This window comes from Pseudomonas rhizosphaerae, assembly GCF_000761155.1.
Lineage (GTDB): Bacteria > Pseudomonadota > Gammaproteobacteria > Pseudomonadales > Pseudomonadaceae > Aquipseudomonas > Aquipseudomonas rhizosphaerae.
Map to the genome: position 1 here is coordinate 1,789,514 of NZ_CP009533.1, position 23,268 is coordinate 1,812,781.

Here is a 23,268-nt window from a genome sequence, read left to right on the forward strand (position 1 = left end):
GTGGTCAGTCGTTTTTCGTTCTCCTGCCTTGAATAACAAAGAGACTTCCATGCGCATACTGGTCATCGAAGATCATGCTGACATCCTCGCCAACGTCTCGGAATACTTCGTGCTCAAAGGCTGCGAAGTAACCGGCGCGCTGGATGGCGTGACCGGGCTTCACCTGGCGATGACGGGTAGTTATGACGCCATCATTCTCGATGTGATGCTTCCCGGCATGGACGGCAACCAGGTCTGTCACAAGCTGCGCTCGGTCTCCAGGCGGCACACGCCCATTCTGATGCTCACTGCCCGCGACGAACTGGAAGACCGGTTGACCGGATTTCGCGTCGGCGCCGACGACTACATCATCAAGCCCTTCGCCTTGTCCGAGCTGTTTGCCCGTGTCGAGACGGTGAGTCGGCGATCGGCCGGGATGAGAAAAAACGTGCTCGAGGTCCATGACCTGAGCTTCGATCTGGATTCGCTGGAAGTGAGGCGGGCGGGCAGGTTACTCAAGCTCAACCCCACCACGCTGGTCTTGCTGGAGCTGCTGATGCGCAAGAGTCCCGCCATCGTGAAGCGCCGCGAGCTGGAACGGGCGCTGTGGGGCGAGGAAGCGCCCGATTCCGACAGCCTGCGAACCGGCATCTATATGCTGCGCCGAACGATCGACAAAGCCTTCGAGGTGCCCTTGCTGCACACCGTGCACAGCATGGGCTACAAACTCCAGGCGCCGAGCGACGTCCAGTTGGCGGTCGACCGCCACTGACTTGGGCCCGCATTCGGTCTCATGCCAGCCGAAGCGTTTCCAGGATCTGCTCGACTTGCTCTCTGGCTTGCCTGTTGAGTCCCTTGAGGGGCAGCGGCAAGCAGTCCGCCGCAGTATGGCCCATGATCTGCGCTGCAGTAGCGACCACTCTCAGACTGCCGTATTGGCGGAACATCGCCCATAACGGCTCGAGCCGTGTTGACGCCTGGCGCTGACTTCCAACGAACGCTTTGCCGGTGCGCTGTCATCGGTGCCGAAGGTATCCGGGTGGAAGCTCTATCGGCGTGGCTTGTTGATGCACCTTACCAACCCGAAGGCGATCCTGAGCTGGATCGCGACGATGACCATGGGTCTGGGGCCAGGCGCTACCACCTCAACGGTCGCCATCATCCTGGCCGGTTGCGCCGTACTCAGCGTGACTATTTTCGGCGGCCACGCGGTGGTGTTTTCCACGGTGTCGATGGTTCGCGCCTATCAACAACCCCGCTGCTGGATCGAGGGTACGCTGGCGGCGGTGTTTCCCGGCGCGGGCCTGAGGCTTCTGTTTGCCAGAGCATAAGGTGGTGGTGGATGGGTTGTGGTACGCATCTATAGTCGCCTGCTAGCCCCACCTGACTGCACCTATCCAATACGACGCCACGACCAGTCACTTCACCATCGCTTAAATAGTTCGCGAGGTGATACGTACGCGGCTACTAATTCTCGGGATCTATGAGGCTGCGGATATCCAATCGACTAGGTTCTATCTATGCAGTAGGTGGAGGGATCAGGCGAACGGATTGGTCAATAAGTATGAATTGGTTGCGTTGGCGTATAAGTGTGAGCTGTTTTTTTGGATGTATAAATGATGGAGGGTATGGAAGATGACCGGGTTTGAAATTGGCGTAACTTCGTCATGTCACAGGCTTGCACTTTTCTTATTGCCGGATGGCGTTGCGCCTTCATGTTGGACATATCCCGATAATATTATCAGCGGCCGTTCAGGTGTTTGGCCCGCTATGCTTGTTATCGAACGGGCTAAAGGGCGTTGCTTGTAGAGCTTAAGATCCTGTTGCCTGCGTTAAATGGCGAAGGGGCTAGCGTTTGCAGAATTTTACGCTACAAGTGATCGGGGTGAGTCATGAAAACTCTCGTATACATATTTTTCGTTATGGCTGCTGTGCTAGGTGAGATAGATTCCGCAAGAGCTGCCGGTGTGTGGTGCGGGCTCTGGGGTAAAGACACTGTTGTAATCGATATGAAATACACGTTTTTCCCACCCGAGCTGGAGGGGGATTCGTGGGTGCCTCGTCCCAAGCACGGCACAAAAGACTGTACGGGGTCCTTCAAGTCCATTGTGCTGGAAGTCTATTATCCGGGCATGGAAGCTGCTGGAAGACGCACTGTCTATAACGATCCGGATCGGCGCCATGTTTCGATACATATGGTGAGGTTGAACCCCGCAACCAGCAGTTTAGACTTTACCGGAACACTACAACGATACATGCCACATCTTAGAACGGGTCAGGGCGAAGCATACGGTACGGAAGAGGCATTTGGCCTTCAGAAATACTCCGGCGTGGATCCGGTCTACAAAACAAGCCTAGCAGAAATCTACTGGTCTAACGCGGCTAATGAAGGTGATCCGTTATACATCATCTGTAGGTTTCATTCGAGCAAGTTTCGAACAAGATGCTTACTTTGTGTCAAGTCGGTGGGCGACGCCACTGAAGTAAATGTTGAGTTTAGTTATCATTCGATTTCAAAATGGAAAGAGCTTCTGAATGAAGCCGAAACGTTAGTTGGTAGCATCAAAAACAGGGAGAGGTAAATGGTTCAGTCAGTCAAGCGAGCCGAGCTAGATGTCGCGAGTAAAATACTTGTGACCGAAGGAGTTAGTAAGATGTACGGCTACCTTGCCGATAAAGGCTTTAACTATGCGCGCTTAGCTAATGGGGTTGCGCTGGGGAATTCACTTTCCGGTGAGGCCGCAATATCGTATATGAAGTCTGTCGCTAAAAGCCATGGAAAAGTGCTAACCGAAGCAGATGTTGATAAAGTTCGTTGGGATATGGCTCACGGCTATCTAAATACTCTATCTTCATTAGCAGTGGGTGATGATGCCTCCGTCGGGCGCGATGTAACTGCTAAAGAGGCCTCTCGGTTTCATACAAATGTTTTCGAAGCTAACGGCCTGCCTATCCAAGCCTGGACGCTGGACAGTATCTTCAAAATAATCAACGACTCGTCAGAAATTGAAGCGTATTGGGAAAAAGTGTTGGAGTCTGCAGGGCATGCCGATAAAGAGCTGGAGCTTGCCTTTGAAACGATGGGCTTGATGTACCACAGCTATGACACTGGTAGTAACGTGTTGGAATCCAGCACCTGGTTGGGCCACATGATCAGTTTTGACAGTGTGTGGAGTACGCTCACTCACGTGTTTGCTCCGCGCGAGTCCATAGACTTCGATGTCTATACTGATTTCATCAATGCGCGGCAGGTTATCGATCCTCTTGTCCTCGATCTTGACGGTGATGGAGTTGAAACAGTGTCTGCAGATGTCGGGATCATGTTTGACCATGACGGGGATGGCATAAGAACTGGATCAGGGTGGGTACTCAGCGACGACGGCCTTTTAGTCATTGATAAAAACCGGGACGGTGTCATTAATAACGGCAGTGAGCTGTTTGGTGTCGACATGGTACTTTCGTCAGGACAGAAAGCCAGTAATGGTTTTGAAGCGCTCGCTGATTTCGATACCAATGAGGATTTGGTTTTCGATGCCAGAGACGCTGATTTCGAATATGTTAAAATATGGCAGGATCTGAACCAAGACGGCCTGTCACAAAGCGCGGAGCTCAAAAGTCTGAGCGAGCACGCTATAACCTCGATCAGCCTGACTCATCAGGCTGTGAGTTATGTCGATAATGGTAATGTAATTTCGGATGTCGGTAGTTATCAGTCGACGGTTGCTGGTGCGACCGTTGAAAGAAGCATTGAGGGTGTCAATTTCGTCAAGAATACGTTCTTTCAGGACCCTCAAAGTCCCATTGCACTCGATGCTGTTGCCGCAAGACTTCCTGATATGAATGGCTCCGGCTCGTTAAGAAGTTTGCGCGAATCCGCAATGCTAAGCGGTAAACTGAAAACAGCGCTCGCGGCTTATGCCAAGGCTCCTACGAGATTGGCTCAATTTGCACTGCTCGATGACCTGTTGATCTCCTGGAGTGAAACCAGCACTGGGAAGAACTTTAAGGAACGGATCGGCTCCTTGTCACGTGACCAGCACGCCGTGGAGTTCCAGTACTCTTGGCATGCAGGTTTGCGAGCGTCCGAATCGAATGTGGCTTCCATTTTGCCCTCCCCTGAGGACCTATCGAAAGCGGAGCTGTTACGAAAGATTGGAATACTCGAGGCTTTTACAGGTGTTGAACATTTCACGTTTGATCCTGAAAATTTTGATCTGTTTTCATTGCATTCTATGACGGGCGGGGAGGTGGATAGTGAAACAGGACCCCATGTATCGTCCATCGACTCGGCCCCAGATAAAATATATGTTACGGAACGAGACCTCGACGTTCAACCACAGCAGATAACTCAGATAGAAAGAGCTTACACTGCACTCAGAGCATCGGTGCATAATGGTCTTAATTTGCAAACAAGACTTTCTGCTTATGCTGGCAAGAGAAGGTTCGTCATTGAAAATGGTGCTCCGGTCGAACGGTATGGAGAAATAACACACTCTCTTGAGGCACTGGTGCAAACAAATCCGCTGCAGGCCGTAGCTGATGCTATCGAACTCACTCGTGAACTGAAAACTGACGAGTGGGCAAGTATGATAATACCCACTGCCCGTGCCTTGTCGCCGCAACAACTTGCTCGGCTTACGGCTATGTACAGCCATGATCTGGATGGAGTGATTGGTCGCCACCAACTGGCAGGTTCACGCGATCGGTCTGACTTTATATTGGCGGGAAATGGAGCTGACCATGTGCACAGTGGCTTTGGAGACGACATCGTTGGTGGCGGGGATGGAAATGATAGAATTAAGGGTGGGGCAGGCAGAGATATCCTTTTTGGAGAAGAGGGTGATGATAATGTCGCCGGTGGTGTAGGCAACGATTTCCTGAATGGAGGCGCTGGGGACGATGAGCTCTCCGGGGAATTTGGCAATGACATACTTATTGGTGGAGATGGCGATGACCTCATCTTCGGTGGCCATGGCGATGACTTGTTAATAGGTGGATCGGGAAACGATACGCTGTCGGGGGGACGAGGTATGGATACCTACTACTTTTCGCGCGGATGGGGGGGAGATATCATCAGGGAATCAACTGGCGCTATCAATGTGGTGAAATTCGGGCCTGACATAGCGCCTTCAGATATCAATCTTTATCGATCCATGCACGACTTGGTGATTCAGCTCGCAAATGATTCCTCTCAATCCATACGTGTAGAATCTTATTTTATTGTTCATGATGGCTCGCCGGAATCGATCAGTAGCATTGAATTTTCTAATGGGTTGTCTTGGAATCGCGAAAACATCCATGCGGCGGTATGGGCAGGGACTGAAATCGCTGATGACCTTCGTGGTGATCATAGGGATAACGTATTGGATGGAGAAGATGGAAATGATTTGATACTTGGAGGTGGAGGGAATGATGTTCTTCATGGTGGCTCGGGTGACGACGAGATTTATGGCGATGCCGGTGATGATCAGCTCTTCGGGGACGAAGGTAATGATCACCTTGCCGATAACGGAGGTGATAATTTATTCGATGGTGGTAAAGGAAATGACACTATCGTTTTTGGCGAAGGGAATAATACCGTATTTTTCGGCCGCGGATCTGACCACGATGTTCTGGAGTGCGGCGGTTTCAGCCAAGTAAACGTACAATTGCCCATTGGTGATTTTTCAAGCTACGCGCTTGAGCGTTCTGACGCAGACTTGGTATTGTACTTTGGTGACACCAGGCAAGACACGCTTACGTTTCGGTCGGTCTTCACGCAAGGTGATATACGGTACGCAATTACTCTAACCGATGGACACCAGGCTTTACACTATTCGCCCGATCATTTGCTATCAACCTTCCCTATATCCAACACGATTTCCGGAAGCGAGCAGTCAGATTGGCTTCATGGTCTTTCCAGTAATGATCTGATCCTCGGGCTGGCCGGTGACGATGTCCTTCATGGCGCTGCGGGAGACGATATTCTCAACGGCGGAACAGGTGACGACTATCTATCGGGTGATCGTGGCGACGACACGTATATTTATGAGTCAGGTGGAGGTCATGACAAAATTGCCGCAGGCACTGGGGGCGCTGATAGATTGATCCTGGATAAACGTATCTTGCTCGACTCGATTTTATTTCAGCGCTCTTTTGAGGATCTTATTATACGAATAGGTGACGGTGTGGATCAGAGCGTTACGGTCCTTGGTTATTACTTCCAAGGCGGCTCTCTAGCTTCTATTACTATCGAAGGTGTTGAATATATGCCCGCACAGATCGAGTCAATGGTGGTGATGAATCCTCTTGATCACTGGACTGACGAAAGTCCAGGCAGCGACTTGATCCTGGGTGGGCCGATGGTTGCTTCGATAATGAGCGAGTCTGATGATGAGGTAAGGCTTGGTGGCCAGGGAATTGAGCCTCACCATGATTCGGGGAAGCAACGCATTTGGATTGGCGACAGGCTCGAGACCTCGGAGGTCATGGGTATATCCGACCCTGTTGCTTTCGCAGGTTGGAATCAAAGTGTAGCCAGTCGAGCTCAGGAGATATCGGTAGGTGACTATCCAAGTGATACCTTACGAGTTGAAATTCTCGTCAATGCGATGGCGAGCTTCGGAGGCCCTCAAGGCGGGGATATTTCAAATCCGCTGTCCAGTTCGGGACCAACCGAGATGACGCCGATGCTTTTGAACCAGGGGATTGCTGCTCCTCTGACCTCGTTCGTAATCTAACCATCAGGCGCGCGTGCATTACCCTATCCCGTCGGCAAAGGTCGTCTTCGCATTCACCTCACACTCGCTGGCTCAAGTGTTAGTGCCGCACGTCGATGACGGATGGCATCAACATCTGATCGCAATGGAATCCTGCATGATCATCAGACGCCTCAATCTCGCCCCTCGCGCTATCGCATTTTTCTCGGCCGTTGTTGTGGTCATAATCGCGACGAACTGGAAGACCGGTTGACCGGATTTCGCGTCGGCGCCGACGACTACATCATCAAGCCGTTCGCCTTGTCCGAGCTGTTTGCCCGTGTCGAGACGGTGAGTCGGCGATCGGCCGGGATGAGAAAAAACGTGCTCGAGGTCCATGACCTGAGCTTCGATCTGGATTCGTTGGAAGTGAGGCGGGCGGGCAGGTTACTCAAGCTCAACCCCACCACGCTGGTCTTGCTGGAGCTGCTGATGCGCAAGAGTCCCGCCATCGTGAAGCGCCGCGAGCTGGAACGGGCGCTGTGGGGCGAGGAAGCGCCCGATTCCGACAGCCTGCGAACCGGCATCTATATGCTGCGCCGAACGATCGACAAAGCCTTCGAGGTGCCCTTGCTGCACACCGTGCACAGCATGGGCTACAAACTCCAGGCGCCGAGCGACGTCCAGTTGGCGGTCGACCGCCACTGACTTGGGCCCGCAGTCGGTCTCATGCCAGCCGAAGCGTTTCCAGTATCTGCTCGACTTGCTCTCTGGCTTGCCTGTCGAGTTTCTTGAGGGGCAGCGGCAAGCAGTCTGCCGCAGTGTGGCCCATGATCTGCGCTGCGGTAGCGACAACTCTCAGACTGCCGTATTGGCGGAACATCGCCCATAACGGCTCGAGCCGTGTTGACGCCTGGATGGCTTGATCAGGGTCTCCCAAGTGCGTTGCGCGGACAAGCGCCTGCGCGGTGTGCGGGAACAGCCCGCCGACCACGGAGTACCACACATCACATCCCGCATTGAGTCCGGTCACCGCGCAGGCATCGCCACTGATGCCGATGCTGACGTGGTCGGGAATGATCGCCCTCAAGCCCGCTATCCGAGCCGATGCCTGCGCAGGGTCGATTACCACGGCGGGGATTTTGATCGAAGCGATGTTGGGCAAAGCTGCAATGCGCCCGTGCAGCTCGTCGGTGAACTGGAAGTGCGTGGTGCCAGGGTTGTCGTACACCACCAACGGCACCGACACTCGGTGTGCGACCGTTTCGTAGAGGTCGAATACTTCGTCCGCGCCCAGCGTCTGATAACTCACCGGCGGCAGCAACAGCGCCGAAGCACCTGCGGCCTGGGCGTCATCGGCCAGCAACAGCACGTCTCGGGTAGCGATCGAACCAATCCCGACGATGACCGGCACCGCCCCGGCCACTTGAACGGCGAGCCGAGCCGCGAGGCGCCGCTCCTCCTGGTTCAGATACGCATAGCTGCCTGTCGATCCCAGGGCACCGATGGAGTCGACCTTGGCCGACTCCAGGTTCTCGACCAGACCCGCGAAGGCTTTCTCGTCCACCTTGCCGTCGCGCAGCGGAGTCAATGGAAACGCACTGAGACCTGTGAACATGCATGAACTCCCTGGTACTGAATGTTGCGACTGGGTTTACTTCCCAGACCGACGCTACTATAGGGTATCCAATCAGATAACCTGCACCCGCCTTTAGTGGAGTCCTTCAATGTCATTCGATCTCCACCTGCTGCTTTTGGTGTTCGTGACCTACATCATTGGCGCCGCCAGCCCAGGGCCCAGCAACATGCGCATCATGAGCGTGGCGATGCACCAGGGCAGGCGACCGGCGTTGATGCTGGCGGCGGGTGTCATCAGCGGGTCGTTCTTTTGGGGCACCATGGCCGCGACAGGTGTGTCTGCGGTGATCGTCCAGTACGCCGAGGCGCTCTTCGTGTTGAAGGTAATAGGCGGCGCCTATCTGTTGTTCCTTGCCAGCAAGGCCTGCCGCTCGGCGCTGACCTCCAACGAACGCTTTGCCAGTGAGCTGTCAGCGGTGCCGAAGGTATCCGAATGGAAACTCTATCGACGTGGCCTGTTGATGCACCTTACCAACCCGAAGGCGATCCTGAGCTGGATCGCGACGATGACCCTGGGTCTGGGGCCAGGCGCTACCACCTCGACGGTTGCCATTATCCTGGCCGGTTGCGCCGTACTCAGCGTGACTATTTTCGGCGGCTACGCGGTGGTGTTTTCCACGGTGCCGATGGTTCGCGCCTATCAAAAGGCGCGCCGCTGGATCGAGGGTACGCTGGCGGCGGTGTTTGCCGGGGCGGGCCTGAAGCTCCTGTTTGCCCGCCCATGATCAGCTACCGGCCGGGCGTAGTGTCCAGCCGGGCCGCCAGGCGCATCAGGTTGGCCCGGTCCAGCCCCAGGCTGCGGGCGGCGGCTGCGGCATTGCCGTCGTGGCGTGCAAGGGCGTCGCTGAGCAGCTGCCGCTTGTAGGCGTCGACGGCGCTGCGGAAATCCACGGGCGGCGCCGAGTCTGCAGAGTGCGGGAGAGGGGTTGCCGTGGAGCTATGGTCCGTGGTGGCTTCGAGAAAGTCCAGGTCCTCCGACTCCAGGGTCAGCACCTGTTTGGCCAGGGAGGACGTCGTGCGTTTGTTTGCCTTGAGTGCGGCCCTCGCCATCAGGTGTTCCAGCTCGCGAATATTGCCGGGCCAGGCATATCCGATCAGGGCGCGACGGGCGTTCTCCGAGAATCGCAACGAAGGCACGCCGATGCGCCAACGGTTGTGTTCGGCAAACGCCCCGGCCAGCAGCATGATGTCTTCGCGACGTTCCCGTAGTGCCGGCACCCGCAGCGGGTAGACGCTCAGACGATGATACAGGTCGGCCCGAAACCGCCCCTGCCGCACTTCGTCGGCGAGGTTGCGGTTGGTGGCGGCGATCAGGCGAATGTCGACCACGTGGAGCTTGTCCGACCCGACCCGTTGCAGCTGGCCGCCCTGCAGCACTCTCAGGAGGCTGGCCTGTACGACCAGGGGCAGTTCACCGATCTCGTCGAGGAAGAGCGTTCCCGAGGTAGCCAGTTCGAACTTGCCCAGGCGATTCTCGATGGCCCCGGAAAAAGCTCCCTTGACGTGCCCGAACAGCTCGCTTTCCACCAGGTGTTCCGGCAACGCGGCGCAATTGACCGTGATGAAGGGCTTGTCGGCCCGAGCCGAGCCGTCATGCAGCCGTTGTGCGACCAGCTCCTTGCCCACGCCCGTCTCGCCGGTGATCAGCACGGTGAGATCACTGGGCGCCACCAGATCGACCTCCGACAGGAGCTGCCTGAAGCGTTCACTGTTGCCGATCATCGCAGGCTTGGGCCGATGGGCGGCGAGTCGATACGCTTCGGCCCGCTTGCGTTCACCGGCCACGGTCTGCAACAGGTCATCGAAGCGAGACGCCGCCACCACCGTAGCGGCCGCGAACGTGGCGAAGGTCTCGATGGTCTGCAGATCGCGTTCGGAAAACTGGCCGACGGTCAATGCGTCGAGGGTCAGCACGCCCCAGATCTGCTCGTTGATCCGCAATGCACAGCCCATGCAGTCATGCACGGGCAATGCGCTCGAGCCGATCAAACCGTCATAGGGGTCTGGCAGGTCACAGTTCGGCGGGAACAGCACGGGGCCTTTTGCTTCGACGATCGCCTTCAGGCGCGGGTGGCGTACCACAGGGTAGCGGCGGGCCATGGCGTCTTCGGCCAGACCGTAGGCAGCGACAGGAATCAGTTCGCCATGATCCACCCGCAGCAAGGCCATGGCATCGGCCGGTACCAGTTGCTGCAGGGCATCGAGCACCCGGTAGTAGCGCAGCTCGGAAGAAACTTCTGCAGTCAGGTCACCCAGCAGCGGTAGCAATGCCTGGAGGGCCCTGGCTTGGTGGGTCGTAATGACTTCTTTTGCCATTTTTTGTGTCCAAAGGACTCGGTCAGAAAGACTGTTCTACACGGTTTCCTTGTTGATTTACAAGGGTTTTTGGTTTGGCATGAGGGTTGCTCTGGCTATTGGCATAACTGTTTGACTATCCGGAGCTGAACCATGCTGACTTCTGCCCAACGCAACATCATCAAAGCGACCGTGCCGGTTCTGGAAACCGGCGGCGAGGCGCTCATCACCCATTTCTACCGGCTCATGCTCGATACCTATCCGCAGGTGCGACCCTTGTTCAACGAAGCGCACCAAGTCAACGGTGCACAGCCCCGGGCGCTGGCCAATGGTGTGCTGATGTACGCCAGGAACATCGACAAGCTGGAGAACCTGGGCGAGCTGGCGGGTCGGATCATCAACAAGCATGTGTCGTTGCAGATCCTTCCGGAGCATTACCCGATCGTCGGCACCTGCCTGCTGCAAGCCATCCGCGAAGTGCTGGGGACCGCCGTCGCCACGGATGAAGTCATCGCAGCCTGGGCAGCGGCGTATCAGCAGTTGGCGGACATCCTCATCGAAGGCGAAGCCAATGCCTACGACGCTATTGCCGCCGCACCCGGCGGCTGGCGTGGTGCGCGGTCGTTCCGAGTGGCAAGCAAGGAAGTCGAAAGCGCCGAGATCACATCGTTCTACCTGGTGCCCACCGACAGCCAGCCGGTCATCAAGCACGCAGCCGGGCAGTACATCGGCCTGCGCCTGATGATCGACGGCCAGGAGGTGCGTCGCAACTATTCATTGAGCGAACAGGCCAATGGCGTCCACTACCGCATCAGCGTCAAGCGTGAAGCCGGAGGCGTGGCCTCGACGTACCTGCACGATCATGTCGAGGAAGGCTCCCTGCTCGAACTGTTTCCGCCGGCCGGAAACTTCACGCTCAACGATCAGGCCCGACCGCTCGTGTTCATCAGCGGCGGCGTGGGAATCACGCCCACGCTGGCGATGGCCGCCGAGGCGCTGGAAGCGGGCCTTCGGCCTGTGACGTTCATCCATTACGCCCGCAACGGCCAGGTGCATGGGTTTTCACAGCTGTTGCAGGCATGGCGACAACGCTATCCGCAGTTCCAGTGCCATGTCGTGTACGGTCAAGCGACCGATCGCGATGCCTGCACCCCGGATGCCATTGGGATGCCGAGCGTTGCCCACCTGGAAGCCTGGCTACCCGCCGACCGTGACGTGGACGCCTACTTCCTGGGCCCGACGCCGTTCATGGAGTTCATGAAAAACGCGCTGCATGACCTGGGCGTACCCGACCCACAGGCCCGCCATGAATTTTTCGGCCCTGCCCAGGCTTTGGCGTAAGCTTCTCGCTGCAACCCTTTGAAGAGGTCGGTGCAATGCGCAATCTTCGTTTCTGGAGCCACGTCGGCGTGCGGCTGCCCATCGTTCAGGCGCCCATGGTCGGGGTCTCCAACCCCACGTTGGCGGCTGCGGTAAGCAATGCCGGCGCCCTGGGTTCGATTGGCCTGGGCGCCAGCACGCCGGAGCAGGCACGAACGCTGATCCGTCAGACCAGCGCGCTGACCGACCGGCCCTTCAATGTCAACCTGTTCTGCCATGCACCCGCGCGTTTCGACGACGCGCGCAACACTGCCTGGCTGGCGCACCTGGCGCCCTGGTTTGCCGAATTCGATGCCGTGCCGCCGTCAGCGCTGCGCGAGATCTACACCAGTTTTCTGGATGACCGTGCAATGCTCGACGTGCTGCTCGCCGAGCGACCGCGGGTGGTCAGCTTCCACTTTGGCGTGCCCGAACCCCATTGGATCGAGCAACTGCGAGGCGCGGGCATCGTCACACTAGGGTGTGCTACCACTCTTCAAGAGGCGCGGTGGCTTGAAGACGCCGGGATCGATGCCATCGTGGCCCAAGGCTATGAGGCAGGAGGGCATCGGGGCGTGTTCGACGACTCGCCGAACCAGGACCAGGCGTTGGGACTGTTCGCGCTGCTGCGCGTGCTGACGACCAAGCTCAGCCTGCCGGTGATAGCCGCCGGTGGCATCATGGACGGGGCCGGCATCGACGCGGCGCTGGCCCTCGGTGCCTGCGGCGCGCAGCTTGGCACCGCGTTCATCCTCTGTCCCGAGTCCTCGGCCACGCCGCAGCATCGGGCCGCACTCGCCTCCGCCAAGGCGCATGACACTCGGGTGACCCGCTATCTGTCCGGCCGACCCGCGCGGGGTTTGGTCAACCGACTGTACCTGGAAGGCTCGTCGGAGCCATTGCCGCAGGCAGCCGAATATCCGCTGGCCTACGATGCGGCCAAGGCGCTGCATGCCGCTGCCGTGCTCAAGGGTAGTCATGAATTTGCCGCGCAGTGGGCGGGGCAGGGCGCGCCGCTGGCGCGAGCGATGCCGGCTGCGCAATTGATACAAACCTTGGCTGACGAGATGGGCGAGGTCTCAGCTCTCGCGTCGTTGCCATAGCGAAACGAGCGCCAGAAGCGACTTTCAGGGAGGAAGGCTACCCGCTGCCGTTGCGGCAATCCAGTCAGCCCCGCGACTCAAGAGTTTGCCTTGCAGGCCGATGACAGATGGCATCAACCCCTGATCGCAATGGAATCCTGCATGATCATCAGACGCCTCAATCTCGCCCCTCGCGCTATCGCATTTTTCTCGGCCGTTGTTGTGGTCGTAATCTTGTTAGGCAGTATTTCCCTGGTCCAGATGAACAAGCTGTACGAGGCCGAACAGGACGTGGAAACCAACTGGATGCTGGGTATTCGCGACGCAGGTCAGATGAACAGCGGGCTGTTGAGGTTGCGGCTGGAAAGCTTGCGCGGTGCCACCACCACCGACGCCGCGCTGCGCGAGCAGACGGTCAACGCGTTCGCCGGCTATCGCACTGCTTTCCTGGACGCCGTGAAACACTACGAAAGTACCGTGGCGAGCGATGATGACCGCAAGCTGTATGAATCCATACGTTCCGATGCGGCGGCGTACGACCAGCTACTGGGCCAACTCGAACCCATGCTGCGCAACGCCGACGCCACCTCGGCCACCGGCCTGATCAACACGACCATTCGGCCGCTGACAAACAGGCTCGAAGGCAAGGTCAACGAACTCATGGCCCTGAACGACCGCGGTGCGACCGATGCTGGCGATGCTGCGGCCGCGACCTTCGAGGCGGGGCGCAGCTGGGTACTGGGGCTGATGGCAGCAGCAGTGCTGGTGACCATCGTCCTGGCTGCGCTGCTGATCCACAGTATTGCGCAGCCCATTAAGGAAGCCGTACAGATTGCCCAGCGCATCGCACGCAAGGACTTGACCGAGCAGATCGTCGTGGTCGGGCAGGACGAAGCCGCCAGTATGCTCACGGCGCTGGCCCAGATGCAGGCCAACCTGCGTCAGACCATCGCGCACATTTCCGACAGCTCCAACCAACTGGCGGCGGCAGCGGAAGAGATGACCGCCGTGACCGAAGAGTCCGGTCGTGGGCTGGTGCGCCAGAACGATGAAGTCAACCAGGCGGCCAGCGCCGTCACCCAGATGAGCTCGGCGGTCGACGAGGTAGCGCGCAACGCCGCAGAAGCCGCCGATGCATCCGCCACCACGCAGTCGCTGGCCAGGGACGGGCTGGGCAAGGTCGAGCAGACCCTGACGGCCATCCAGGCGCTGGCGACGAACGTGGGCAGCACCAGTGACCAGGTCAAGCAGCTGTCGTCACGGGCGCGGGAGATCAACACCGTGGTCGAGGTGATCCGCGCCATTGCCGAACAGACCAACCTGCTGGCCTTGAACGCGGCCATCGAAGCAGCCCGCGCCGGTGAGCAGGGCCGCGGTTTCGCCGTGGTGGCGGACGAGGTCCGCGCGTTGGCCCATCGTACCCAGCAATCCACCCAGGAAATCGAAAAAATGATCGGTTCGATGCAGACCGATTCGGTCCAGGCCGTGCAGGCCATGGAGCAGAGCCAGCAGATGGCCAGCGATTCTTCGGCCGTGGCGCAGCACGCCAGCACCTCCCTCAATCAGATTTCCGCTTCGATCAACCTGATCAGCGAACGCAATACCGTGATCGCGACAGCTGCCGAAGAGCAGGCCCAGGTGGCACGGGAAATCGATCGCAACATCATCAGCATCCGGGACCTGTCGATCCAGAGCGCGGCAGGGGCCACGCAAACCGCTACCGCCAGCGGCGAGGTGTCGAGACTGGCGGTGGGCCTGACGGCCATGGTCGGTGAATTCGCGATCTGAGCCCACGCTGGCCAACCCAGCCTGGGGTCAGCGGTTGTTGCGCAGGATCGAGAAGTTCAGCGCTGCCGCTACGCAGAGCCAGGCCAGGTAGGGGAACAGGATCAGCCCCGAGATGAGGTCCAGGCGGATGGCCAACACCACCATGGCAGCGGTTACCAGCCACAGCACGACGATGATCACCAGACCGGCCAGCAGCCGGTGGGCGCCGAAGAATACCGGCGTCCACAGGGTATTGAGGGCGATCTGTGCGGCCCACAGTGCCAGCACCGTCTCGCTGCCCGGCAGTTGGGTCAGTCGATAGCCCGCCCAGGCCAGCAACAGGTAGATCACCGTCCAGGCCAAGGGGAACGCCCAGTTCGGCGGGGTGAACCGCGGCTTGACCAACGAGGCATACCACTGGCCGGGCTTGAAGATGACACCGGTGCTGGCCGCGGCGGCGCAGGCCAGCAGGAAGATGAAGAAAACCATGGTAAGTCCCTGTGCAATGATGAAAGTGCAGTCGCGAAAAGTCGCTATCAAGCTGACGCCTGAATCAGGGAAAAGTTTGTGTCCGGTGTGTCGGTGTCATCAGTCGTGCGATTCCTTGACCAGCTTGGCGAACGCGTCGGCGGCGGCGCTCCGATAGCCGTTCTTGCGACGTAACAAGGCCGCCGTTCGCCTGGGCAGCACGGGGCTGGTGCGAAGCTCGCGCAGGTCGTGCTGCTCGCGCACGATGGCGTCGGGCAGGATGGTCACCATGCGCCCTTGCTTGATGACCTTGAGCAATATGGCGATCGAATTGGCTTCCAGGGCGATAGTGGGCGTGAAGCGCTGTTTGCGGCACCAAGCATCCACCGAGATCCGCGTGGCGAACGCTGGCGCCAGCAAGGCGAAGCGAAGCGCCTTCAGGTCGGCCACGGTCAACACCTTGTCCAACGCCAGTGCTCCTTGCTGACCCGTGTTCAGGCTCGAGCCTGCCGTGACCAGACACAGTTTCTCCTCGAACAGCGGTTGCGCGTCGATGTCGGCGCCATGCTCGCCGGTAAAGCCGATGGCCACATCCAGCAGATCGCGGGCCAGGGCATCGAGGATCTGTTCCAGCGACATTTCCGTAAGGCTGATCGCCACGCCAGGATGACGCGCGGAAAAGCGGTCGATCAGCGGCGCCACCAGGTATTCACTGAAGGTCGGCGTGACGCCGAGGCGCAACTGGCCGCGCGAAAGATCGCTGACGTCCATTACCGCACGCCGGCCCGCATCCAGCTCCGTCAGCGAGCGTCGCGCATGTTCCAGATAAACGCGTCCGGCGTCGGTAGGGACGATGCCCCGACCGCTACGGTCGAACAGCGGCACGCCCATGCTCAGCTCCAGCTGTTTTATCTGTTGCGACAACGCTGGCTGGGAGACATGCAGCGCCTCGGCTGCGCGGGTGAAACTGCCGTGATCAGCGACGGCCAGCAGGTAGCGGATATGACGTAGCAGCACGGTTTCACCATAAGCTAAAATTATGGACATGATCTGAAATGAGTCTTGGTCATTATGGTGGGTTTTGTTGATTCTGTGCGTCCAGGCGTTACCCCCTGAACTTGCGTTTCCATTCGGAGAATCGACCATGTCCCAGAGCAACGTTTCCAAGGCACCACGCCAGACCCTGACCGAGCGAGTGCTGCAGGCCAAGACCGCGAACAATCTGACTTGGGCGGGATTGGCCGAAGGCACCGGATTGAGCACGGTGTATGTGACCGCCGCTTTGTTGGGTCAGCATCCACTGCCTGAGGCGGTGGCGGAAGTTGTGGCTGAACGCCTGGGCCTGGATGCGGAAGCGGTGACGCAGTTGCAGACCATACCGCTACGCGGCAACGCCGAAGACGTATCCAACGATCCGACCATCTATCGCTTCCACGAAATGGTCCAGGTCTACGGCACCACTTTGAAGGCGCTGGTGCACGAGCAATTCGGTGACGGCATCATCAGCGCGATCAACTTCAAGCTCGACATCAAGAAAGTCGACGATCCCGAGGGCGGCTCGCGCGCGGTGATTACACTGGATGGTAAGTTCCTGCCCTACAAACCCTTCTAGGATCCTCGACATGAGCGAAGAAACACGCCCGCCACTGCCACCGTTCACCCTCGAAACCGCGACCCGCAAAGTTCGCGGTGCCGAGGACGGCTGGAATTCGCGAGACGCCGCCAAAGTGGCGCTGGCCTATACCCAGGACACCTACTGGCGCAACCGCAGCGAGTTCATCGAAGGCCGCGCCCAGGCCCAGGCGTTTCTCGAACGCAAGTGGCGCAAGGAACTGGACTACCGGCTAATCAAGGAACTCTGGGCCTTCGCCGACAACCGCATCGCCGTGCGTTACGCCTATGAATGGCACGATGATTCGGGCAACTGGTTTCGCTCCTATGGCAACGAGAACTGGGAGTTCGCCGCCAACGGACTCATGCAACGGCGCTTCGCCTGCATCAACGATTTGCCCATCGCCGAGTCCGAACGCAAATACCACTGGCCCCTGGGCCGCCGCCCCGACGATCACCCAGGCTTGAGTGATCTGGGGCTTTGACCAAGCGTTCGCTGTCGGGATAACGAGGGCAGGCGAGCCAGCTGGCCCGGCCGTGATTCAGAGACCGACGTCGGGCAGGGTGGGGCGGTTGGCCAAGGCCTTGGCCATGATGCGCTCGACGAACAGGCGGTCTTCCTCTGGCAGGGCCAGGCGGGGTGGGCGGGTCAGGGCGCTGCCGCGGCCCATGATGGCTTCGCACAGCTTGATGCATTGCACCAGGTCCGCACGGGCGTCCAGGTGCAGGATCGGCATCAGCCATTGGTAGATTTCCATGGCTTCGGCGAAACGTCCGGCCTTGGCCAGGCGGAAGATGGTTTCGCCTTCCTGCGGGAAGACGTTGGACATGCCCGACACCCAGCCTTCGGCACCCACCGCGATGCTTTCAAGGACGACGTCGTCCAGGCCTGCGAACAGCACGAAGCGGTCGCCCACCTCGTTGCGCACGTCGATGAAGCGCCGGGTATCCCCTGATGAGTCCTTGAAGCACACCACGTTGTCGCAGTCAGCCAGGGATATGAGGATGTCGGCAGTCACGTCGTTCTTATAGATCGGCGGGTTGTTGTAGACCATCAACGGCACGTCGGCGTGCCTGGCCACGTAGCGAAAGTGCTCGGCGGTTTCGAAGGGTTTCGAGCCGTACACCAGCGCTGGCATCAACATGACGCCATCGACCCCGGCCTGGCGAACGGCGTTGGCCGTCTTCGCCGCCGCGACGCTGGTGAATTCGGCCACGCCGCAGATGACCGGCACGCGCCCACCGGAAGCGTCGACGGCCACTTCCGTGACGGCGATCTTTTCTTCGGCGGTGAGCGAGGTGTTCTCGCCCACCGAGCCGCAGACCACCAGGCCGGACACACCGTCGCGGATCACATTGGAAATCACTTGGTGGGTCTTCTCCAGATTGATGGAAAAGTCATCGTTGAATTGGGTGGTGACGGCCGGGAATACGCCACTCCAGTTGATGCGCTTGCTCATTTGAATGTCTCCAGGGATTAAGTGTATTTCGTATACGTTTAGACTTAGCGGTGTTGATAAAGCGGGTTGTGCACGCGTCGGGCTATTGCCTGCTGGCGGTTATTTGACTGACTTCAGGAACGCAGCCGTTTCCGGCTGCAATGGATTGCCAATGACCTGATCCGGGCTGCCGATCTCATGCACCAGGCCGTTGCGGAAGAAGGCGACGCGATCGGACACATCGCGGGCGAAGCGAATTTCGTGGGTCACCAGCACCATGGTCATGCCGTCTTCCGCCAGCATGCGCATGGTGTCGAGCACTTCGCCAACCAACTGCGGATCGAGCGCCGAGGTGGCCTCATCGAACAACATGTAGTCGGGCGACATGGCCAGCGCCCGGGCGATCGCCATGCGCTGTTGCTGGCCACCCGACAGCTTGCCGGGGAAGGTCTTGAACTTGTCGCCCAAGCCAACATGGGTCAGCTGCCGCACGGCCAGCGCCTCGGCCTCATCCTTGCTCTTGCCCAGCACCTTGCGCGGCGCCAGCATGACGTTCTCGAGCACCGTCAGGTGCGGAAAGGCATTCCATTGCTGGAAGACGATGCCGATTTTCTGCCGCAACCGATTGATGTTGGTGCTGCTGTCGTGGACCTCGATGCCATCGACCCGGATGCTGCCCCGCTGGATCGGCTCCAGGCCGTTGATGCACATCAGCAGGGTGGACTTGCCCGAACCCGAGCCACCGATGATGGACACCACCTCGCCCTTGCTCACCGTCAGGCTGACGCCCTTGATGACCTCCAGCTCGCCGAAGGATTTGTGTACGTTGTCGATCTCAATCATTTTCCTGCCACCTTCTTTCCAGACGAGCGCCTAGGCGTGCGACCACCAGGCTCATGACGTAGTAGATGAGGCCGGCGATGCACAGCACCAGCAGCGGTTCCTGTATGCGCGTGACGATGGTCTGCGAGGCGCGCAGCAGTTCGACGATGCCGATCCACATCACCAGCGCGGTATCTTTCATGACGCCCAGCACCAGGTTCAGCCAACCGGGGAAGGCTACGCGGGTGGCCATTGGCAAGACGATGTAGCGCAGGTCCTGCCAGTAGCTCAGGCCCAGCGAGCGGCTGGCGCGGCGTACCGACGGCGACACGGCCAGCACGCCACTGCGCACGATTTCGGTGAAATACGCGGCGGCGTAAACCCCCAGTACGATGCAGCCGACGCTGAAGGCGCTGATGTCCAGCCCGGCAATGCTCTTGAACGAATTGAGCAGGACGAACTGGATCAGCAACGGTACGCTGCGAAACACGTCCAGCACCCAGGCCAGGGGCAGGCTGGCGCGCGGCGCCAGGGCGCGCAGCAGGCCGCACAGCAAACCGCCGAAGGAGCCCAGCAGGATTGCCCAGAACGTCAGTTGCAGGGTCACCCAGGCGCCGTCGAGCATGTACACGAGGTCTGTCGCGGTGAGGCTGGTAGAAAACATGCGCCGCTCCTCAGTAGCGAAACAGACGCCAGCTCAACAGCCGGGCAAGGCCGACGATCAGCTTGGCGATCAGGTAGTAGAGCACCGCGGCCATGGCGAAGTACTCGAAGGTGCGGAAGGTCTTCACGTTGTAGTCCTGGGTGACGCCGGTGAGGTCGTCGTTGAGCCCGACCACCACGCCCAGCGAGGTCATCAATACCGCCCAGACCATCTGATTGCTGAGCGGGTAGAACACCACGCGCAACAGTTGCGGCACGATGATCATCCGGTACGCCTGAAAGGCGCTCATGCCCAGCGAGCGTGCAGCACGCATCTGCGTGTCGGGCACTGCCTTGAGACCGCCGCGGAAGTTTTCCGCCAGGTAACCGGCGTTGTTGAAGGTGATGCCGGCCAGCAGCGCCAGCCAGGAGCTGACGTGCAGCCCCATGGAACCCAGGCCGAAGTAAAGGATGTAGATCTGGAACAGCGATGGGGTATTGCGCGCGATCGACACCCAGCCGTCGCCGATGCCGCGCAGCACCCGGCCGCGCAACGTCCGTTCGGAGCCTGCGCGCATCACGGTCAGCAGCAGCGCGATCAGCACACCGAAGATCATCGACAGCGCGGCGGTTTCGAACGTGACCCAGGCGCCCTGCAGCATGTCGGGCAGGGCGCGCCACGCGGCCCGCCATTGGAAGGTGTAGTCAAACATGGTTCGAGCGCTCCACTGGGCTGGCGGCGTACAGCCAGGCGGGCGGTTCACCACAGGTGCTGCCGCTGCACGCGCTGTCGACGCAGACGGCCAGGCTGGCGAAATGCACACTGCGCCCGACCAGGCCCGGCGCGTAATGGGCGAACTTGCCTGAATTGGTCATCAGTGAGCGTGTGCCTATGGGAATCACCGGTTCGCCCAGCATGCACCAGCAGGTGTCGGTGATCAGCGTTGCGCCGAAGGCGTCGAGCACGGTCAAGTGACCGGCTGCGCGCGCTTGCTCCAGCACCGCTCGGCCGCAGGTGATGGCCAGCACCACGTCCGGGTGCTTGCGCCGGCCTCGGCACAGCTCAGCCAGGCGGGCAAACTCACTGAGGGAAAAATGCGGATTGCCCAGGGAGATCATCCGCACTTGCGGATCCCAGGCACTGTTGAGTTCCTTCCAGCTCGCCAGCAGGTCGAGGGGCGTGATCGATAGATGTGGCAGCGTCCCTGACGAATCGATCGAGCACGCTGGGTCAGATGCTTCCGGCGTGACCCCGGCCATGTGAAACATCGGTGCGGCACTGGTAGTGGCGAACGCGGCGCCGAACGCCTTGAGGTCATCCAGGCCGGGGCGCAGGTGTTGCAGACCGTCGATCAGGGGAATGCGACTGCCGCAGAGGGCGCCGATGTGATAGCCCAGCAACGGGTAGAAGCTGTCGTCCCGTTCCGTCAGGGCCGGTACCGCGATGCGCAGTTGCGGCTGGCGTTGCCCGGTGAGGTGGCAGCCGATCGACGGCGCGCGGCCGGTCAGGGCGATGCAGATGTCGAGGTAGTCGGGGTATTTGAGGGTACGTGCGCCGAGCACGCTGTTGGCGTACACCACGGCGTTGGACTCGGCCCACACCACTTGCTCGCCGAGCTGTGGCGCACTGTCGAGCAGATAAGGCGCGCAGGTGAAACTCAAGCGTGCGCCCATGGCCATGTAGGCATCGCCCAAGGCGCTGGCAGGTTCGCCCAGGGCCGGGTCGATACCCAGTTCGCGCCAGCGACGCTGGTCCACCGAGATCGCGTTCAGGGTAGTGGGTACGCGCACCTGCGCGCCCCACTGTACGAGTTGCTCGGCAAACCGCAGGCTCGCCGGGCCGGTGTAGATGCACCCGTCGATGTGCGCCTGGGTGATGTCGATCAGTTCCCGGGCGCCTTGCAGGCGCGCCATGCGCAGGATGATCTGCATCGCCACCTGCGCTGCCTTGCCATGGGTGCCTTCGAGCAGTTCATGGTCGCGGTGGTCGAGTTCAAAGCCGGTTTCGGCGGGGTCGTCCTGGGCTGGGGTTTGGCAAGGCTGCCAATCGTCTTCCGGCATGTTGTTGTAGAGGCTCACAGAGCCGCCTTCGAGCCGCGCCCAGCCTTGGCCGCGCAAGGTGGCGAAGGCTTCGTGGCCGACGCACAGCACCGGCAGGGAGCGGCCAAAGAAATGCTGCGCCACCAGCGCCCCCAGGGTCAGAATCTCGTCCGCTTCGGCCAGCACCAGCGCCGCCGGGGCATGACCGTTGGCGATCAGCTCCATCATCACGCTGCTGCCGGTGCAGGAGCCACGACTGCCGGGAATCGCCAACACCCGGCCTCCCACGCTCTGGCCACTGAGCGGATGGTGGCGGTCGATGACCTCGCCACTGCTGGGGTCGACCCCGCCCCAGAAACTCAGGCCAGTGTCGGCGAACAGCAGGGCACCCTGCGCGCTGCCGTCGATCAGGCGGCGTCCACTGGCGATGCCGGGCATGGTCGTCACCTCAGTAGTAGACGTTGGGGACGGTGAGGTTGGTGGGCGCAATCTCGGTGCCGACCCATTTCACGAACAGCTCGTTGTAGCGACCGCTGCGCACTTGCTGGTTGACGAACAGGTTGAGGTAGTTGAGCAAGCCATACTCGGTGCGCTTGGCCCCAAGGGAAACGTAATCGATCACGTAGGGCGCATTGCCGGCGACTTTGAGGTTCTTGTATTTGCCGGATTTCAAGGTGGCGGCAGCTACGGTGTTGGTGACCACGGTGGCCTGGATGTGGCCCTGGGCGACGGCCAGGATGGTGTCGTTCTGCGACTGGTAGGCACGGAAGCTGCCGCCACCCCAACTCTTCACGTCCTTTTCCAGGGCTATGGCCTCGTAGGTGCCGCTGGTGTTGCCCAGTGCCTTGCCCTTGAGGTCGTCGAAACCGTTGATGCCCGTGTCGTCGCGGGTGAGCACGACCATCTGGAAGGCGAAGTAGGGCACGCTGAGGCCAACGGTCTTGGCCCGCTCCAAGGTGTCCGACGTGGACGCCACGATGACGTCGGCACGCCCCGAGATCAGCGCCGGAATCCGATCCGGAAATGGCGTCTCGACGACTTCGGCATCTACGCCGAGCACCTTCGCCAGGTCATGGCAGTAATCGACGTCGAAGCCGGCGGGTTTGTTGGCGCTGTCGCGAAAACCCATGGGCGGGAAGTCCAGCGTCACCGCGCAGCGCAGTTTGCCGGAGCCGACGATGTCGTCCAGCTTGTCGGCTTGGGCGGTTGCCATGAAAGCGCTACTGAGCACAGCGGTAAGGGCTACGGCGAAGGCGGGTGTTTGCATGGGAACCTCGGATGGGATAGTGCAGGAATGACCGATGAGATTTCGTATACGATATTTGAAATGCAACAGCCGTGCCTGTTCGCCTTTGTCACTGGATGATTTCAAGGAAGCTTGAACCAGACACGTTTCAGGTGGGTACGAGCATGCCTTCGCGTTTCCGAGATCCAATCTGGGGTGTTACA

19 protein-coding genes and 3 pseudogenes are annotated in these 23,268 nt (G+C 59.5%); 12 read left to right on the forward strand and 10 right to left on the reverse strand.

Annotated features, from left to right (window positions below; genetic code table 11):
* Nucleotides 1–49 precede the first annotated feature (49 nt).
* From LT40_RS08085 to LT40_RS08100, 5 genes and pseudogenes are all read left to right on the forward strand, one after another.
* The gene (locus tag LT40_RS08085) at nucleotides 50–751 is read left to right on the forward strand and encodes a response regulator transcription factor (RefSeq protein WP_043188645.1); all 702 of its coding nucleotides are present in this window, start codon (nucleotides 50–52) and stop codon (nucleotides 749–751) included.
* A 250-nt stretch (nucleotides 752–1,001) separates the two neighbouring features.
* The gene (locus tag LT40_RS08090) at nucleotides 1,002–1,310 is read left to right on the forward strand and encodes a LysE family translocator (RefSeq protein WP_272945808.1); all 309 of its coding nucleotides are present in this window, start codon (nucleotides 1,002–1,004) and stop codon (nucleotides 1,308–1,310) included.
* Nucleotides 1,311–1,871: 561 nt separating this feature from the next.
* Entirely contained in the window at nucleotides 1,872–2,561 is a 690-nt protein-coding gene (locus LT40_RS21565) for a hypothetical protein (RefSeq protein ID WP_148308534.1), read from the forward strand.
* Nucleotides 2,562–2,633: 72 nt separating this feature from the next.
* Nucleotides 2,634–6,698 carry a calcium-binding protein gene (locus LT40_RS21920; RefSeq protein WP_158497439.1) on the forward strand — a complete coding sequence of 1,355 codons (4,065 nt, stop codon included), beginning with the start codon at nucleotides 2,634–2,636 and terminating at the stop codon, nucleotides 6,696–6,698.
* Between the two features lie 207 nt (nucleotides 6,699–6,905).
* Nucleotides 6,906–7,364, forward strand: a pseudogene (locus tag LT40_RS08100) (response regulator transcription factor); the annotation flags it as partial.
* Nucleotides 7,365–7,383: 19 nt separating this feature from the next.
* On the opposite strand, the gene LT40_RS08105 reads toward LT40_RS08100, so the two are convergent.
* Nucleotides 7,384–8,274, reverse strand: coding sequence for a dihydrodipicolinate synthase family protein (locus LT40_RS08105; RefSeq protein WP_043188653.1), 891 nt, complete (start codon nucleotides 8,272–8,274; stop codon nucleotides 7,384–7,386).
* Between the two features lie 109 nt (nucleotides 8,275–8,383).
* Here LT40_RS08105 and LT40_RS08110 point away from each other — a divergent pair, with 109 nt between their 5' ends.
* The gene (locus LT40_RS08110; RefSeq protein WP_043188657.1) at nucleotides 8,384–9,019 is read left to right on the forward strand and encodes a LysE family translocator; all 636 of its coding nucleotides are present in this window, start codon (nucleotides 8,384–8,386) and stop codon (nucleotides 9,017–9,019) included.
* 4 nt (nucleotides 9,020–9,023) lie between these two features.
* Here the strand turns inward: LT40_RS08110 and norR are convergent, their stop codons facing one another.
* Nucleotides 9,024–10,610, reverse strand: a complete 1,587-nt coding sequence (gene norR, locus LT40_RS08115; protein WP_043188661.1) for a nitric oxide reductase transcriptional regulator NorR — start codon at nucleotides 10,608–10,610, stop codon at nucleotides 9,024–9,026.
* A gap of 132 nt (nucleotides 10,611–10,742) precedes the next feature.
* Here norR and hmpA point away from each other — a divergent pair, with 132 nt between their 5' ends.
* The 4 genes and pseudogenes from hmpA to LT40_RS22000 all read left to right on the forward strand — a co-directional run.
* On the forward strand, nucleotides 10,743–11,930 hold the full coding sequence (hmpA, locus tag LT40_RS08120; protein ID WP_043188664.1) for an NO-inducible flavohemoprotein: 1,188 nt from the start codon (nucleotides 10,743–10,745) through the stop codon (nucleotides 11,928–11,930).
* Nucleotides 11,931–11,965: 35 nt separating this feature from the next.
* Complete coding sequence (locus LT40_RS08125; RefSeq protein WP_043188669.1) at nucleotides 11,966–13,051, forward strand: NAD(P)H-dependent flavin oxidoreductase; 1,086 nt, start codon at nucleotides 11,966–11,968, stop codon at nucleotides 13,049–13,051.
* A gap of 141 nt (nucleotides 13,052–13,192) precedes the next feature.
* Nucleotides 13,193–13,963, forward strand: a pseudogene (locus LT40_RS21995) (MCP four helix bundle domain-containing protein); the annotation flags it as partial.
* Nucleotides 13,964–14,302: 339 nt separating this feature from the next.
* Nucleotides 14,303–14,818, forward strand: a pseudogene (locus LT40_RS22000) (methyl-accepting chemotaxis protein); the annotation flags it as partial.
* Nucleotides 14,819–14,845: 27 nt separating this feature from the next.
* On the opposite strand, the gene tspO reads toward LT40_RS22000, so the two are convergent.
* Both tspO and cynR read right to left on the reverse strand, forming a co-directional pair.
* Entirely contained in the window at nucleotides 14,846–15,286 is a 441-nt protein-coding gene (gene tspO, locus LT40_RS08135) for a tryptophan-rich sensory protein TspO (RefSeq protein ID WP_043188676.1), read from the reverse strand.
* 99 nt (nucleotides 15,287–15,385) lie between these two features.
* On the reverse strand, nucleotides 15,386–16,282 hold the full coding sequence (cynR, locus tag LT40_RS08140; RefSeq protein WP_043188679.1) for a transcriptional regulator CynR: 897 nt from the start codon (nucleotides 16,280–16,282) through the stop codon (nucleotides 15,386–15,388).
* 127 nt (nucleotides 16,283–16,409) lie between these two features.
* Here cynR and cynS point away from each other — a divergent pair, with 127 nt between their 5' ends.
* Together cynS and LT40_RS08150 are read left to right on the forward strand one after the other, a co-directional pair.
* On the forward strand, nucleotides 16,410–16,877 hold the full coding sequence (gene cynS, locus LT40_RS08145) for a cyanase (protein ID WP_043188684.1): 468 nt from the start codon (nucleotides 16,410–16,412) through the stop codon (nucleotides 16,875–16,877).
* A gap of 10 nt (nucleotides 16,878–16,887) precedes the next feature.
* Nucleotides 16,888–17,361: a nuclear transport factor 2 family protein gene (locus LT40_RS08150; protein ID WP_043188688.1), complete on the forward strand. Its 474-nt coding sequence runs from the start codon at nucleotides 16,888–16,890 to the stop codon at nucleotides 17,359–17,361.
* 57 nt (nucleotides 17,362–17,418) lie between these two features.
* On the opposite strand, the gene LT40_RS08155 is transcribed toward LT40_RS08150, so the two are convergent.
* The 6 genes from LT40_RS08155 to LT40_RS08180 all read right to left on the reverse strand — a co-directional run bounded on the left by LT40_RS08155 (nucleotide 17,419) and on the right by LT40_RS08180 (nucleotide 23,086).
* A complete protein-coding gene (locus LT40_RS08155) occupies nucleotides 17,419–18,336 on the reverse strand; it encodes a dihydrodipicolinate synthase family protein (RefSeq protein WP_043188691.1) in 918 nt (305 codons plus the stop codon).
* A 99-nt stretch (nucleotides 18,337–18,435) separates the two neighbouring features.
* Nucleotides 18,436–19,158, reverse strand: a complete 723-nt coding sequence (locus tag LT40_RS08160) for an amino acid ABC transporter ATP-binding protein (protein WP_043188694.1) — start codon at nucleotides 19,156–19,158, stop codon at nucleotides 18,436–18,438.
* Nucleotides 19,151–19,801: an amino acid ABC transporter permease gene (locus tag LT40_RS08165; RefSeq protein ID WP_043188696.1), complete on the reverse strand. Its 651-nt coding sequence runs from the start codon at nucleotides 19,799–19,801 to the stop codon at nucleotides 19,151–19,153. Before LT40_RS08165 ends, LT40_RS08160 begins: the two co-directional genes overlap by 8 nt.
* A gap of 10 nt (nucleotides 19,802–19,811) precedes the next feature.
* On the reverse strand, nucleotides 19,812–20,492 hold the full coding sequence (locus tag LT40_RS08170; RefSeq protein ID WP_043188697.1) for an amino acid ABC transporter permease: 681 nt from the start codon (nucleotides 20,490–20,492) through the stop codon (nucleotides 19,812–19,814).
* The gene (gene lhpI, locus LT40_RS08175; protein ID WP_043188698.1) at nucleotides 20,485–22,257 is read right to left on the reverse strand and encodes a cis-3-hydroxy-L-proline dehydratase; all 1,773 of its coding nucleotides are present in this window, start codon (nucleotides 22,255–22,257) and stop codon (nucleotides 20,485–20,487) included. Before lhpI ends, LT40_RS08170 begins: the two co-directional genes overlap by 8 nt.
* 10 nt (nucleotides 22,258–22,267) lie before the next feature.
* Complete coding sequence (locus LT40_RS08180; protein ID WP_043188699.1) at nucleotides 22,268–23,086, reverse strand: ABC transporter substrate-binding protein; 819 nt, start codon at nucleotides 23,084–23,086, stop codon at nucleotides 22,268–22,270.
* Nucleotides 23,087–23,268 lie beyond the last annotated feature (182 nt).